Below are 14106 nucleotides of genomic sequence, written 5' to 3'. Positions count from 1 at the left end.
CCGGACTCTACAACATCCACCGCCAGGACAGGCCGAGCAGGGTGGTGTAGCCCACCACGGAGCGCTCGATGCGTCCCTCGGCGGACAGGAAGAACACGGTGGGGAACATGTTCACCCGCCACGCTTGCTGTATCGAGTCGTCGCCGAGGAGCACCGGGTAGTCCACCGTGTGCTCCTCGGCGAAGCGCTGCACGGCGGCCACGTCTTCGTAGGCCAGGGCCACGGACACGACGTGCGCGGAGTCTCCGGCGACGCGACGAAGCTGGGAGAGGTTGGAGGACTCGGCGCCGCACACGCCGCACCACGGGGCCCAGAATGCGAGCACCACGGGTTTGCCTCGCAGCGAGGCGAGCGACACCGTCTCTCCCGAGAGGGTCCGCAGGGTGAAGTCCGGCGCGGGGGCTCCGGAGCCGGGCAGGTGCCGGGTCTGCCAGGCCGCGACGGCGGTGAAGACGAGCGCCAGCAGCACCAGGTCCACGCCCCAGCGCACCCACCAGCGCTGCCTTGCCCGGGCCCACGCGGCCCGTCCTCGCGCCAGCACGCCCGTCCCCGCCGTCTGCATCGGAAAGCCTCCAGGAAAGGGACGCGCGAGCGCTCAGGCCCCGCGCGTCATGGACCCATCCTGACATCGCCGGGGCCCTTCGGGGAGAAGGGCCCGCGGCGGTGCTTCACCTCACAGGGGGCTGGGCTGCTCCTCGGCTTCCCAGGGGCCGGTCCTCACGCTCTCGCTGTCCTGGCGGTGCGAGCGTCCCAGTGCCTTGCCCACGGCGTGCCCGGCGCGCTCCAGGGCCCGGTCCACCGCGCCGGGGAAGGTCGCGTCCATCGCCTCCGACGCGAGCTGTCCGCCGTGCTCCAGGCGCACCGTGACCTTCGCCACCTTGTCCACGCCTCCGCGTGGGCCGTTGATGTCTTCCAAGCGCACCGTCACCTCGCGGACCCGGTCCGACAGTCGTCCCATGGCGAAGCGCGCGCGGCGCTCGACGTGGGTGCGGAGGGTCTCGGTGAGGGTGAAGTGTCGGGCTCGGATTTCGATTCGCATCCTCGGCTCCTTCCGGCCCACCATGGGCCTCTCTCCTATCTGCTGGCCCGCGGAGTTTCGCGCCAATAGGAAAAGCCCCGGGGAGGCTTCGAAAAAACGAAGGTCTCCCGGTGGGAATGTGATGGAGCGTGAGGGTGTTGGGTCCAGGCTGCGTCTTCGCGACGATGGGGACCCGTGTGTCTCGCGACCAGGCGAGTGCCGCGAGGATTCCTGACGCGCTGTACCAGCCGAGGATGTGACCGGCGCCCGTTCCCATCACCAGTCCGGGAGTGGCCGCGCGGGGCCGCGCGCATTCCGAGCAGGACTCGTGGGCCGAGCACGCTGGAGGCGGATGGGGCCGAGCGCGAGTTCGCAGTGGATGCCTTCGAGTCCGCGGAACAGCCGCGTCGCGGCTGTCCGTAGGATGGCGATGACGGCGATGGAGACGGCGGCGTGCGGAAGTGCCGTGGGCGAACGTCAACCCACGGAGAGGGTCACGACGGCGCCGAGGAGGATGGGCTGATGCGGGGTTTCCGAGGGGCAAAGACAACCTCGCAATGCCGTACGAGACTTGGGCCCTGGTTGTGTGTCGTGGATGGTGGCGAGTAGTATGGGATTGGCTCCAGTGCCTGGGGTTCGGACCGGAGTTTCATCCGCCGTTCATGGAGGTGACATGTCCTCGCTACCTGTCGTTCTCGTGATGTCGCTGGGTGTGTTGTTGGGGGCGGGCGAAGGCTCTGTCGAGACGGCCCAGTCCGAGAGCGCTCAGGCTGAGGACGTGGAGTCCCTTGCCCTCTGTACGAACACCTATACCTATTACTATTACAGCGATGCGACGTACACGACGGTGCTGTGGATTTCCTCATGCGCTTGCGGGCGAGAGCCAATCATTTCGCGGAAGACCCCCTGGGTGCGCGTGGAATTGGGGCCGATTTGCGAGGGGGGCTCGACCAGTCTCGTGCCAGGAGATGAACCGTGACCGCACTGTCCGCGATTCTGGCGATATCGGTATCACGAGCCGTGTGACGGCCTGCCTGCGGATTTCGTGTCTCGGATTGAGTGATGGCTCTCGCGGAGCCGTGGCGTGACGCCGGCTGCGGCGTCGCTGTTCCCTGCGGGTCCGCGGGGAATGCTCGCGGTAGCGGCGGCTCTCCACGCCAGGGCGTCTCGACAGGCGAGGGCCATCGTCCTGGAGGCTGGCGCTGAAGAGGTCGGAAGCTGTGGGGGAGCCTCGCGGAGGGCAGGATTTCCCGCCCGGTCTCCATCAGTTTCCTGAGGAAGACCGGGCGGTTGTCCCTGCGCGCGATGCAGGAGTCGAACCTGCGGCCTTTGGCTCCGGAGGCCAACGCTCTATCCAGCTGAGCTAATCGCGCAGAACCGCTGAGGCGAGGGGACAAGTAGCCGAACTTCCTTGCCGACGCAAGCACACATTCGGCCTGGGGCTGGTGAGGTGACACCGCCGGCTATTTGCGGCCGCCTCCGTGCCCTAGGGGCAAGCAGGCACGGAGGCCCTCATGTCGGGAGTCCTCCCAGAGGACTCCCGACATGAGGGCTCGATGGGGGGCTGGGCGGTGTGGGGGCTCCTGCCGGTAGAGGGTGCCGGGGCCTACCTCTGGCGCCCCGGGCTTATGTCCTATGGAGCCCTCCATCATCCGCCCGGATGAGCTCACACGACCTCAACGGGCAGTCGTCTGGAGGCGAGTCAAGGCCACTCGGACTCTGCCTAGAGTGCGTTGCAGCGCAGGATTCCACTGAGGGTACAGACGCAGAAGCTCTCGGCTCCCGATGCCGTGCAGCACGGCTCCCTGGAGCCGAGGGCGCAACTGCTTCCCACCAGGTCTCTGCACTGCGGCAGTCCGCCACACGCCGGGGGCGTCGTGGGGCACGCGATGAACGTCCCGTTGCACGTCACCCCGGAGTTGTCCTGGGCGGAGCAGACCGTCGTGCCCGACGGACAGGTCACCGACCCCGTGGCGCAGGCCGCCGAACAGGTCGACAGCTCCCGCGAGACCTCCTCGACCCCCTCCACCCCTACCACCTCTTCAGCAGACGGCGCTCCACAGCCCATGGCCACGGCCACCAGCATTCCCAGTGCCGCACCAATGAAATATCTCGTCGACATTGTTCCTCCTTGGGGAGGATGTAACCATATTACAAAAGCAGCACTCCAGGCCATCCCGGGAATGCAGGATTCAGCGCCCGGCCCATCCGTCGGAGGCTGAGAGGCATTGACAGCACTCCGCCCAGAGCGAATCCGGGCGGAGTGCCATGCCTCCCATGAACTACAGCAGCGAGCAGAGCAGCCCGGGGTACGTCGTCCCCGAGGGGCAGCCCTCACCCTGGCAATACCGTGCCCCCGAGTCGACCGCGGGATTGCCGAGCAGCGCGGGGACCCGGACCTGGCAGGAGCCCACGGACTGGTTGCCCGCGTTGTCCTTCACGCCATAGACGAACGTGTAGACGCGGCCATTGCCCAGGAGCGCCGCCTCGGCTCGCACCAGCGCGGACTTGCCATCCGCGCTCAGCTTGATGTCGTCACAGGCCAACAACCGCAGCAATGACAGCGCATCGTTCTGCTCGTCGGAGGTGACGCGCAGCAGCGTCCCCGCCTGTGCCAGGGGCAGCGTGCCGCCACAGTTGTCCGTGGCCGGCAGGGCGCAGTCATCCAGCGACACCAGCACATAGTCGGAACCGGCCGAGGGCGTCAGGGTGATGCCCCGGCTCGCGCCTGGCGTGGGCGCGGTGACGTCGACCACGTTCACCGTCGCGGCACAGGTGCTTGTGCTGGCGCCATCCGTCACGTCCTGGCGGACGGGCGTCGTCCCCAGGGAGAACGGGCCCGCGGGCGTCTGGCTCACGCTGAACGGCCCCGGGAAGACATCCGGGTCGAACGAGCCGTTGTCCACCGAGGCCACACCCCGGCAGGTCGCGTCCGCCGGGACGGTGACGTCCTGGCAGTTCGCCACGGGCAGCTGATTGGTCGCGCACGGAACCAGGAAGTCGAACGCGGCGCGGTTGTTCGCCTCGTCCCCCTCGTCGAAGATTCCGTCGTCGTCCGCGAGCACCACCACCCGCTGGGTTCCCTCCGGCACCGTGAAGGAGAGCTGGAAGGGGAAGCGCTCGCCGCCCACCAGGAAGGGAACACTGACGATGCCCAGGCGCGTGCCTCCCGCGCCCGGCTCGCCCGCGTAGATGGCCGCCGTCGAGCCGGCGATGCCGGTGGCCCCCAGGTTCTGCACCGCCGCGGACAGCGTCAGCGCCGTGGCCTGGCAGGACGCCACCAGGTCCACCACCGCCAGGTCCAACTCACCTACCGCTGCCTCCTGTGTCTGCAATGAGGATGGCGCGCCCACTTCGGAAGAGCTGCCGTCGCAGCCGCCCAAGAGCAACAGCGCCGCGAGCGCGGGGAATCCATATGCACGTGTCATGTCTGGCTCCGGTCAATGGCCTCGCAATGAGGCACGACCACGTTAGGCGAATCGCATGGGTGTATTGAACTGGGTCAATTCATTCACGCAATGACTCACCGAGGGGCGGTTTCCACCCAACCGATGAGATTCATGTCACCGAGTCTCCGTCAGTAAAGCGCAGGCTCCGTGTCCCCAAGGACCCGCCGCGCGTCACAGTGTCTGACACGTCGAGAAAGCGCGGGCGTCCGCCGTGGGTGTCTGGGATTCGCCAGGCGGCTCCGGCGTCGCCCGGTGCGTGGCCCCTCTGTCGGGCGCTCATCCTGTCAGTCCTGACAGGTTTCCCGTCCGGGTGTCTGGCTTTAACTCAGGGGAACCCTTCGCACGGGAGGTCGTCAATGCCCACCACCGCCGGACAGCGCCCTTTCGACGAACTGGGGAGCCCCTCCGAGGACGTCGCCCCCTGGCCCTGGCCTCGGGGTATCGAGGTGCCCGCGGTGCGCCACTCGCTGGGAGACCTGCCGCGGAGCGACGTGCGCGACCGCCAACCGGAGTGGGTCACCGGATGAGGCTGCTCCAGCAACTCCAGGGAGGCCTCGTGGTGGCCTGCGAGGCCCTGCCCGGGGAGCCACTCCACGGCAGCGCGTTCATGGTCGCAATGGCCGTCGCGGCGGCCAGGGGAGGCGCCCAGGGCATCCTCGCCAACGGGCCCGCGGAGCTCGCCGCGATTCGCGCGAAGGTCCCACTGCCGCTCATCGGCGTCCTCCTCCGCGAGTATCCCGACTCGACGGTGAGCGTCACGCCGACGCTCGCGGAGGTGGCCGAGGTCGTGGACGCCGGCGCCCAGCTGGTGGGCATCGACGCGACGGAGCGCTGGCGTCCGGAAGGACAGTCGCTCCCGGACCTGGTCAGGACGGTCCGCGCCCGCTACCCGGACGTCCCGTTGATGGCGGAGGTGGCCACCGTCCGCGAGGCCTCGCTCGCCCAGGAGCTGGGGTTCGACTGTGTCTCCAGCGCGCTGTATGGCTTCACCCAGGAGACCGCCGGGCGCCACCTCTCCGACGATGACTTCGAGCACCTGCGGAAACTTCGCGCCGCCGTGGTGCGGTGCCCGCTGGTGGCCGAGGGAGGTATCTCGACGCCAGCCCAGGCCGCCCGGACGCTGCGGCTCGGCTCGGACCTGGTCGTCGTGGGCAGCGCCATCACCCGCCCTCAATTCATCACCTCGACCTTCGCCAGGGCCCTCCGCGCGCGCTGAGGACTCGGTGCGGGCCAGACGTCATGCCCTCGTGGAGCAAAGACAGTCATCGGGGCTGGTCCGCCGGAGGCGGGCTGTTTATATCCTCCACCCAGTGCCAGTCGTTTGGAGCCTGGGGGTGGGTGTGTCCGTCGACTCGGGACCTCCACGTGGACCGCCGGCGCGGCGCGTGGAGGATGCGCAGGCCTTGTTCGAGCACGTGGATGCCCTGGCGCGGGCGCTGGGCTTCGACTTCTGCGGCTACCTGTTGCGCATGCCCTGGCCCGTCTCCCATCCCGCGGTGGCCACCTTCGACTCCTATCCCCCTGGATGGATGGCGCACTACCACGCGCACGATTACCTCCGCGTCGACCCGGTGGTGCGCCTGGGTGCGAGCACCACCGAGCTCCTGGTCTGGTCCGACGCGCTCTTCGCCCAGGCCCCCCAACTCCTCGAGGACGCGCGCGCCTTCGGGCTGGCCTCCGCGGTGAGCCAGTCGTGCTGGGCCGCGCACGGCGTCTTCGGTCTGCTCACCTTCGCCCGCGCCTCACCCGAGCCGCTCTCCAAGGCCACGCTGGAGGCGCTGCGTCAGCCGATGCTGGTGACGGCCCACCAGCTCCACGCTCGGATGATGGGCCTGCTGGTGCCCCGGCTCGCGCCCGAGGTGGACACCGCGCTGACCCCGCGCGAGCGCGAGGTGCTGCTCTGGACGGGGGAGGGCAAGACGTCCGCGGACATCAGCACCATCCTCGACATCTCAGAGCGCACCGTGAACTTCCACATCGGCAACGCGCTGCTCAAGCTCAACGCCACCAACAAGGTCCAGGCGGTGGTGAAGGCGCTCACCCTGGGGTTGATGGACGCGGGGTGAGCGCGGGCCTCAGGCGCTGTCGCCCTCCTCGGGCTGGGGCGGCGGCAGGAAGATGCGCACCGTGCGCACGCGCCGGGGCGATGCCTCCACCACCTCCAGCTCCAGGCCGTCCTTGGTCTTCAGCTTCGTGCCGGGCTCGGGGATGGCGCCGCCCGCGAGCGCGATGCTCAACCCCGCCACCGTGGAGTAATCGCCGTCCTCGGCCAGCTCCAACCCCAGCTCGCGGTTGACGTCGCGGATGGCCGCGCTGCCCTGCACCACCGCCGCCACGGGGCTCTCGCGTCGCACCAGCTCCTCGGGTGTCTCCGACTCGCTGAGGATGTCGCCCACCATCTCCTCGACCAGGTCCTCCACCGTCACCAGGCCCACCACGCCGCCGCGCTCGTCCACGATGATGGCCAGCTGCATGCGACGGCGCTGCAGCTCCTTCAGCGCGTCCATGGCCCGCATCGTCTCCACCAGGAAGAAGGCCGGCCGGAGCACGTCCTCCAGCACGATGAGGTTCCCCTCCCACGCCACGGCCAGCAGGTCCTTGGCGATGACGTAGCCGACGATGTTGTCCAGTGAACCCTCGAACACCGGCATCCGCGAGTGCCCGCGCTCCAGCAGCATCTGGCGAATCTCATCCGCGTTCGCGTGGCGACGCAGCGCGACGATCTGCTCGCGCGTCACCATCAGCTCGCCCACCGTCAAGTCGCCCATCTCGAACGCGCGCGCGGCGATTTCACCCGCCTTCGGGTCCAACGAGCCCTGCTTCGCGGCCTCCTCCACCAGCGCCTGGAGCTCCTCCGCGGACAGCCGGCTCTCGGTGAAGTTCGTCCTGTCCCCGAACAGCCGCAGCACCACGTTGGAGCTGGCCGTGAGGAACCACACCACCGGCCGCATCACCCAGGACAGGCCCAGCAGGGGCCGGCCGATGAGCATCCCGTAGCGCTCCGAGGCCCGCAGGGCCAACGACTTGGGCACCAGCTCCCCGAGCACCAGCGACAGGAACGACACGAAGACGACCACCGCGGCCAGGGCCACCTCGTCCGCCGTCGCCTCCGGCAGACCCAGCTCCATCAGCACCGGGGCCAGCCGGTTGGCGATGCTCGCGCCACCGAAGGCCGCCGCCGTCGCGCCGATGACGGTGATGCCAATCTGCACCGTCGCGAGGAACCGCTCGGGGTTGGCCCGCAGGGCCTCCACCGCCCTGGCGGAGCCACTGCCCTGCTCCATCAGCTCCTTCAGCCGCGTCCTTCGGATGGAAATGATGGCGAGCTCGGCCCCGGCGAACACGCCATTGGCCAGGACGAGCAACAAGATGATGAGCAGCTCCGATGCGATGACGGCCCTCCTCTCAGGAGCCCTCTACCGTATCCTCGGTTGGCCAGCGGCTCACTCACCAAGTGACTGCAAGAGGAGAGACAGTTGATCCCGACTGGCGCCCTTGGGCAGGTAGTAGTGGGGCCCGGCCAGCAGGGCCATGCCCACATCCTGGGCGGCCGCCGAGGTCAGGAACACCACCCGGGGGTGGGGCCCCCGGGGCAGCCGCTCCAGGCGCTCGACGACCTCCAGGCCGCTCATGCCCGGCATGTTCAGGTCCAGCAGCATGACCTCGAAGCGCTCTCCGCGCCGGAGGCTGTCCAGGGCCTCCTGGCCGTCGGCCGCCTCCATCGTGTCATACCCCAGCTCCTCCAGGCTGAGCCGCAGGAACTCCCGCCAGTCCGCGTCGTCGTCGACCACCAGCACTCTTCTCGAGCCATCATCGGTGTCCAGTCGCGCCAAGCATCCTCCCCAAACATGAGGAGAACCCCCTCGCGCCCCCACGCCATTCACGTCCCCCGGTGGAATGGCTTCCGCTCGCAGAGCGAGCAGGCGGACATCAGAAGAGCGCCATCCCCAGCTGGGTGACGAGGTACTGCAGTGCGGGGCGCACGTTGTGGCTGGCCGTGCGCGGACGCTCCGGCTGGGTGGACTGGCACCACACCGGCTCGCCCAGCAGGCGGCCCTCCGAGTGCTGGAGCAGTCGGAAGCGCCCCAAATCCGTGGAGCTGCCCGCGTTGAAGACGCGCAAGGGGCGGCCGTGGGCCGTGTCCACCACCGTCTCGTTGGGGTGGTGACGGTGGCCGTGGAGCACCAGGTCGCACCGGCCCTGCAGCCGCGCCACCAGCTCCGCGCCCAGCGACAGCTCGGAGGCGTGGGGCCAGCCCATGCGCGTGGCGAGCCGCTCCGGGAAGCTCTCCTCGGGCAGGGGCAACACGTGGTGGTGCACGAGCACCGCCACCAGCGCGTCCTTGGGCGCCCGCGTCAGGGCCGCTTCCACCTGCTCCACCGTCTCGAGCGACAGCTCGCCGTGGCTCGCGAAGTAGTTGCGGTTGTGCTCGCCGGTGGAGTCCACGCACACCAGATACAGCCCGGGGCGCTCCACGGTGCGCACCTTCAGGCCGTCCATCCAGCCGCCGCCCACGTCCTCGCCGGGGCGGTCATGATTGCCGGGGATGAGCGTGAGCCGTCCGGTGTCCAACAGCGGCGAGAAGATGTCGAGGAAGCGACGGTACTCCTCATGCGAGCCCTGGTGCGTCAAGTCACCGGTCACCACCACGTGGTCCGCGCGGTTCGCCTGGAGCGCGGTGACCAGCGCGCGGGCCTGGGCGTCACTGGCCGGGCTCAGGTCCAGGTGCAGATCCGAAAGGTGCGCCAACGTCCTTGGGGGCATGGACAGCAACGTAGGCATCGACCGCGGCGGCTTCACGTCCGCCACGTGAATCCGTCGCGAGCGTGATGAAACACCTGTGCATCAGCCGGCGACCCACTCGTCCCGAGGGGTCAGCGCCGCGTTCGCCGTGGACACGCTCGCGCGCGGCGGCAACAGGCGCGTGCCCGGGCCCACGCGCAGCCGCGTCCCGCGCCAGTCCACCGTGCGGAAGAACACGCCGTGCCACCACGCGATGAAGAGCAGCGCGTCCTTGAGCAGCACCGCCGGCGCGACGCGCCATGACACCGGCTGCGGACGCAGCGCGCGAAACGCGCAGAGGTCCACCAGGACCTTGCCGAGCACGACGAGCATGGCCAGCGTCACCGACTCCAGGCAGGGGCTCACCAGCGCGCCCGCCACCGCCAGCGGCGCGGGGTTGAGCAGCGACTGCGCGACATACGTGGGCGGCGTCACGGCCGTCCGGTGGATGACGCTCCAGCGCAGGTAGCGCTGGAAGAAGGCGCGCACGCTCTTGCCCAGGGACACGTTGTAGACGGGCGCGCGCGCCACCACGACGCGGCGCCCCAACTTGCGCGTCACCCACTGGCCGATGACGAAGTCCTCCGCGAGCACGTCGCGCACCGAGTAGAAGCCGCCCAGCGCGTCCACGTCCGAGCGCCGCAGCGCCATGGACTTGCCCACCACGATGTCCTGGTCCGCGAAGCGCTTGGCGCCAATCATCCCCGCCGCCGCGCTGGACGTCAGGTAGAGGTTGTCCAGGAGCGAACCCAGGCTCTTCTCGCCGATGCCCGAGACGGGGTGCGTCACGCAGCCCACCGTGGGGTCCGCGAAGCCCGCGGCGATCTCCTCCAGGTAGCCGGGCGCCACGCGCGTGTTGCTGTCGCTGATGACGAAGAGGTCATACCGGGCCCGGTCCGCCAGGGTGATGAGCTGGTTCACCTTCGGATTGAGGCCGGGGGCGCCCTCCTGCAGCTCCAGGCGCATGACGCCGGGCCAGCGGCGCACCGCCTCGCACGCCACGGGGTAGGCCGCGTCGCGCGTGTCCTTGACGCCCAGCACGACTTCATAGGCGCCGGGGTAGTCCAGGTGGGCGAAGTGCTTGAGGTTGGTCTCCAGGTCGTCATCCGCGCCGCACAGGGGCTTGAGGATGGAGATGGCCGGCCAGCAGGCGCCGGCGGGGAGGGCCCGAGGCGCCTCCCGGCGGTGGCGGAGCACCAGCACGTACTGGATGGCGAGCGCGGTGAGGCCGAAGCAGGAGGCGAACAGCAGGAGGGCGGAGGCGAGCGACATGCGCGGGCGGTCCCCGGGGACTGGCGCGCGGTCATCGCGCGACCGGTTTCCACGCTAGGGGACCCGCGCGTCAGCAGTGGGGAGCGCCCGGGGCGCCCCGGGCAATTCCACGTGACGGCGGAGTGAAGTCGCCGGGGCTAGTCGCCCAGGTTGCGGCTGCGCGGATGGCGGATGTCCTTGCCCCGCACCATGTAGACGACCATCTCCGCCACGTTCAGCGCGTGGTCGCCGATGCGCTCCAGGTGCTTGGCGATGAACATCAGCGCGGTGGCCCGCCGGATGTTGCGAGAGTCCTCCATCATGTACGCCAGCAGCTCGTTGAAGATCTTGAGGAACAGCGCATCCAGCAGGTCATCCCCCTGGAGCACCTCCTCCGCCTTCGCCACGTCGTTGGACACGAAGGCATCCAACGAGCGCTTCACCTGCTGCTGGGCCAGCTCCGCCAGCCGGGGCGTGTCCACGTAGGGCGCCAGCGGCGGCACCTGGTTCAAGTCCATGGAGCGCTCGGCGATGTTGACGGCGAGGTCGCCGATGCGCTCCAGGTCCGTGACGATCTTCAAGGCCGTGGTGATGAGGCGCAAGTCACTGGCGGCCGGCTGGCGCAGCGCGAGGATGCGCCGGCACAGCTCGTCGATCTCCACCTCCAGCCGGTTGACGTCCTTGTCGGCCGCGACGACCTTCTCCGCCAGGGCGCTGTCGCGGTCCGTGAGGGCGCGCATGCTCTGGGCGATGAGGCCTTCCACCTTGGCCCCCATCGCGAGGAGCTTCTCGCGCAAGTCCCTCAGGTCCTGCTCGAACGCCTTGTCCGTGTGGGTCAACGGCATCTGCGACAATCCCTTCTCTGCGCTCACCCGAACTTCCCGGTGACGTAGTCCTCGGTGCGCTTCTCGCGCGGGTTGGTGAAGATCTGCTCGGTGGGCCCGCACTCCACCAGCTCACCCATGTAGAAGAAAGCAGTCCGGTCCGACACGCGGGCGGCCTGCTGCATGTTGTGGGTGACGATGGCGATGGTGTAGGTCGCCTTCAGCTCGTGGATGAGCTCCTCGATCTTCGCCGTGGCGATGGGGTCCAGCGCGCTCGCCGGCTCGTCCATCAGCAGCACCTGGGGCTCCACCGCCATCGCGCGGGCGATGCACAGGCGCTGCTGCTGGCCGCCGGACAGGCCCAGGGCGCTCTCGTGCAGCCGGTCCTTCACCTCGTCCCACAGGGCGGCGCCGCGCAGGGACTTCTCCACGCGCTGGGCCAGGGCCGCCTTGTCCTTCATGCCGCCCACGCGCAGGCCGTAGGCGACGTTCTCGAAGATGCTCTTGGGGAACGGGTTGGACTTCTGGAAGACCATGCCCACGCGGCGGCGCAGGTCCACCACGTCCACGCTCCGGTCATGGATGTCCGTGTCGTCCAGCAGGATGGTGCCGGTGTGGTTGGCGCCCGGAATCAAGTCATTCATCCGGTTGAGCGAGCGCAGGAAGGTGGACTTGCCGCAGCCGGACGGGCCGATGAGGGCGGTGACGCGCCGGTCCTGGATGGCCAGGGAGACCGTCTTGATGGCCTCCTTGGCGCCGTACCGGAGCGTCAGCTCGCGGGCCTCCATCTTCGGGCGGGGAGCGTTGGGCGTGAGGGACATGGAGGGCGTGTACCGTCAGTGGGCGCCCGCGGCCTTGCGGCGCGTGCGGGTCCGGATGATGACCGCGACGAGGTTGAGGGCGAACGTGAGCAGGAGCAGCACCAGCACCGTCGAGTAGAGCAGGGGGCGCGTGGCCTCCACGTCCGGCGACTGCGTGGCCATCACGTACGTGTGGTAGCCCAGGTGCATGAACTGCGAGTTGAGGTGGGAGGGCAGGTCCGGCAGGAAGTAGGCCGCGCCGGTGAAGAGGATGGGCGCCACCTCGCCCGCGCCGCGGGAGATGGCCAGCACCGCACCGGTGAGGATGCCCGGCAGCGCGCCCGGCAGCACCACCCGCGCCAGCGTCTGGGACTGGGTGGCGCCCAGCGCGAGGCTCGCGGTGCGGTGGTCCATGGGAACGGCGCGCAGTGCCTCCTCGGTGGAGACGATGACGACGGGCAGCGTGAGCACCGCGAGCGTCAGCGACGCCCAGAGGATGCCGGGCTGGGCCCAGTACATCTCCTCGTGGCCGAGCGCCCGGTCCATGCCCTGGCCCACGAAGAGGATGAAGAAGCCCAGGCCGAACAGGCCGAAGACGATGGAGGGAACGCCCGCCAGGTTCACCACCGCCACGCGCACGAAGCGGGCGAAGAGGGAGTTGGGGGGCGCGTACTCGTGGAGGTACACCGCCGTCAGCACGCCCACCGGCATCACCGCGAGCGTCATCAGCAGGGTGAGCGCGGCGGTGCCGAAGATGGCTGGGAAGATGCCGCCCGCCATCATGCCGTCCGCGGGCGGCTGGCTGAGGAAGGTCCAGGTGACGCCCCCGGCGCCGTTCTCTGCGACGTTGAAGAGGATGATGGCCAGCACCGCGATGATGACGAAGGCGGCCAGGCCCGTGAGGGACGTGAGCAGCAGGCCCACGGCGCGGCGGGTGCCGGGCTTCACGCCGCACCTCCGGTGAGCTTCTTCACCACCCGCTTCGTCCAGGTCGAGGCCATCAGGTTGAGCACGAAGGTGAAGAGGAAGAGCTGCACGCCGATGAAGAACAGGAGCGAGTAGTGCGGGCTGCCCACCACCACCTCGCCCATCTCCGCGGCGATGGTGGCCGACAGCGAGCGGGCCGAATCGCCCAGGCTCCAGGAGATGACGTCCGCGTTGCCGGAGGCCATGAGGACGATCATCGTCTCACCGATGGCGCGCCCGAAGCCCAGCACGCACGCGGCGAGGATGCCGGGGGCGGCCGCGGGGAGCACCACCTTCCAGGCCGTCTCCCAGGGCGTGGCCCCCAGCGCGAGCGACGCCTCGCGGTAGCTGCGCGGCACCGCGGTGAGCGCGTCCTCGGACACGGTGAAGATGACGGGGACGATGGCGAGCGCCAGGCCCAGGCCCGCCACCATGGCGTTGAGCGGCCGGTCGAAGGCGAAGAGGTCCTTGACGAACGTGGACATCACCATCAGGGCGAAGAAGCCGAGCACGACGGAGGGGATGCCCGCGAGCAGCTCGATGACGGGCTTGAGCAGCTCGCGCAGGCGCCGGGGCGCGAACTCCGCGGCGAACAGCGCGCCGAAGATGCCCAGCGGCACCGCGACGAGCATGGAGACCGCCGTCGTCTTCAGCGTGCCGACGAACAGCGGAATCATGCTGACCTTGGGGACCTTCGACACCGGCTGCCAGCGGAAGGCCGGGCGGCCGGGCGCGACGTCCTGGGCCAGGAACATCTTGGACAGGCTGGCCTCGTGGCGGGCCTCGGCCTCGGTGAAGAGCGCCAGCGCCTCCTTCGCCACGAAGATGATGATGAGGATGAGCGCCGCGATGCCGGTGAAGGCCATCAGGGTGATGAACCCCGCGATGGCCTTCTCCTTCAACTGCCGCCGCCGCGCGGCCGGGGACAGCGTGGGCGCGACCACAGGCTGAGTGAGACCCTGCTCCATGACGGCCTGTCTATCCATGTACCTTCCGGCCTCGCGTGACATTCGTGT

Annotated in this window: 13 protein-coding genes and 1 tRNA gene; 2 read left to right on the top strand and 12 right to left on the bottom strand. The window is 69.2% G+C overall.

Annotated features, from left to right (window positions below; genetic code table 11):
* Positions 1–7 precede the first annotated feature (7 nt).
* The 4 genes from LXT21_RS00500 to LXT21_RS00485 all read right to left on the bottom strand — a co-directional run bounded on the left by LXT21_RS00500 (position 8) and on the right by LXT21_RS00485 (position 4446).
* Positions 8–562 carry a peroxiredoxin family protein gene (locus LXT21_RS00500; RefSeq protein ID WP_254036116.1) on the bottom strand — a complete coding sequence of 185 codons (555 nt, stop codon included), beginning with the start codon at positions 560–562 and terminating at the stop codon, positions 8–10.
* Between the two features lie 111 nt (positions 563–673).
* Entirely contained in the window at positions 674–1039 is a 366-nt protein-coding gene (locus LXT21_RS00495) for an HPF/RaiA family ribosome-associated protein (RefSeq protein WP_254036115.1), read from the bottom strand.
* Positions 1040–2317: 1278 nt separating this feature from the next.
* Positions 2318–2391: transfer RNA gene (locus LXT21_RS00490), tRNA-Arg, on the bottom strand.
* Between the two features lie 909 nt (positions 2392–3300).
* A complete protein-coding gene (locus LXT21_RS00485) occupies positions 3301–4446 on the bottom strand; it encodes a hypothetical protein (protein WP_254036114.1) in 1146 nt (381 codons plus the stop codon).
* A 544-nt stretch (positions 4447–4990) separates the two neighbouring features.
* Here LXT21_RS00485 and LXT21_RS00480 point away from each other — a divergent pair.
* Both LXT21_RS00480 and LXT21_RS00475 read left to right on the top strand, forming a co-directional pair.
* Complete coding sequence (locus tag LXT21_RS00480; RefSeq protein WP_254036113.1) at positions 4991–5683, top strand: N-acetylmannosamine-6-phosphate 2-epimerase; 693 nt, start codon at positions 4991–4993, stop codon at positions 5681–5683.
* Between the two features lie 118 nt (positions 5684–5801).
* Positions 5802–6533: an autoinducer binding domain-containing protein gene (locus tag LXT21_RS00475; RefSeq protein WP_254036112.1), complete on the top strand. Its 732-nt coding sequence runs from the start codon at positions 5802–5804 to the stop codon at positions 6531–6533.
* Positions 6534–6542: 9 nt separating this feature from the next.
* On the opposite strand, the gene LXT21_RS00470 is transcribed toward LXT21_RS00475, so the two are convergent.
* The 8 genes from LXT21_RS00470 to pstC form a co-directional block, all read right to left on the bottom strand.
* Positions 6543–7832, bottom strand: a complete 1290-nt coding sequence (locus tag LXT21_RS00470) for a hemolysin family protein (RefSeq protein ID WP_254036905.1) — start codon at positions 7830–7832, stop codon at positions 6543–6545.
* A gap of 78 nt (positions 7833–7910) precedes the next feature.
* Complete coding sequence (locus LXT21_RS00465; RefSeq protein WP_254036111.1) at positions 7911–8300, bottom strand: response regulator; 390 nt, start codon at positions 8298–8300, stop codon at positions 7911–7913.
* Between the two features lie 97 nt (positions 8301–8397).
* The gene (locus LXT21_RS00460; protein ID WP_254036110.1) at positions 8398–9249 is read right to left on the bottom strand and encodes a metallophosphoesterase family protein; all 852 of its coding nucleotides are present in this window, start codon (positions 9247–9249) and stop codon (positions 8398–8400) included.
* A 63-nt stretch (positions 9250–9312) separates the two neighbouring features.
* Positions 9313–10521 carry a ceramide glucosyltransferase gene (locus LXT21_RS00455; RefSeq protein WP_254036109.1) on the bottom strand — a complete coding sequence of 403 codons (1209 nt, stop codon included), beginning with the start codon at positions 10519–10521 and terminating at the stop codon, positions 9313–9315.
* A gap of 137 nt (positions 10522–10658) precedes the next feature.
* The gene (gene phoU, locus LXT21_RS00450; protein ID WP_223745873.1) at positions 10659–11345 is read right to left on the bottom strand and encodes a phosphate signaling complex protein PhoU; all 687 of its coding nucleotides are present in this window, start codon (positions 11343–11345) and stop codon (positions 10659–10661) included.
* Between the two features lie 23 nt (positions 11346–11368).
* A complete protein-coding gene (gene pstB / locus LXT21_RS00445) occupies positions 11369–12112 on the bottom strand; it encodes a phosphate ABC transporter ATP-binding protein PstB (protein ID WP_254036904.1) in 744 nt (247 codons plus the stop codon).
* 48 nt (positions 12113–12160) lie between these two features.
* On the bottom strand, positions 12161–13072 hold the full coding sequence (pstA, locus tag LXT21_RS00440; RefSeq protein WP_254036108.1) for a phosphate ABC transporter permease PstA: 912 nt from the start codon (positions 13070–13072) through the stop codon (positions 12161–12163).
* Positions 13069–14058, bottom strand: a complete 990-nt coding sequence (gene pstC / locus LXT21_RS00435) for a phosphate ABC transporter permease subunit PstC (protein WP_254036107.1) — start codon at positions 14056–14058, stop codon at positions 13069–13071. The genes pstA and pstC overlap by 4 nt, the downstream gene beginning before the upstream one ends.
* Between the last annotated feature and the right edge of the window lie 48 nt (positions 14059–14106).

Source organism: Myxococcus guangdongensis (assembly GCF_024198255.1).
GTDB classification, from domain to species: Bacteria; Myxococcota; Myxococcia; order Myxococcales; family Myxococcaceae; genus Myxococcus; species Myxococcus guangdongensis.
Note: the sequence above shows the minus strand (reverse complement) of the source record. Positions and strands in the feature narration are given on the sequence as shown.

Coding starts and splice junctions, on each gene's coding strand:
- LXT21_RS00500 (WP_254036116.1), bottom strand. CDS start 562: ATGCAGACGGCGGGGACGGGCGTGCTGGCGCGAGGACGGGCCGCGTGG.
- LXT21_RS00495 (WP_254036115.1), bottom strand. CDS start 1,039: ATGCGAATCGAAATCCGAGCCCGACACTTCACCCTCACCGAGACCCTC.
- LXT21_RS00485 (WP_254036114.1), bottom strand. CDS start 4,446: ATGACACGTGCATATGGATTCCCCGCGCTCGCGGCGCTGTTGCTCTTG.
- LXT21_RS00480 (WP_254036113.1), top strand. CDS start 4,991: ATGAGGCTGCTCCAGCAACTCCAGGGAGGCCTCGTGGTGGCCTGCGAG.
- LXT21_RS00460 (WP_254036110.1), bottom strand. CDS start 9,249: ATGCCTACGTTGCTGTCCATGCCCCCAAGGACGTTGGCGCACCTTTCG.
- LXT21_RS00455 (WP_254036109.1), bottom strand. CDS start 10,521: ATGTCGCTCGCCTCCGCCCTCCTGCTGTTCGCCTCCTGCTTCGGCCTC.
- phoU (WP_223745873.1), bottom strand. CDS start 11,345: ATGCCGTTGACCCACACGGACAAGGCGTTCGAGCAGGACCTGAGGGAC.
- pstB (WP_254036904.1), bottom strand. CDS start 12,112: ATGGAGGCCCGCGAGCTGACGCTCCGGTACGGCGCCAAGGAGGCCATC.
- pstC (WP_254036107.1), bottom strand. CDS start 14,058: ATGGAGCAGGGTCTCACTCAGCCTGTGGTCGCGCCCACGCTGTCCCCG.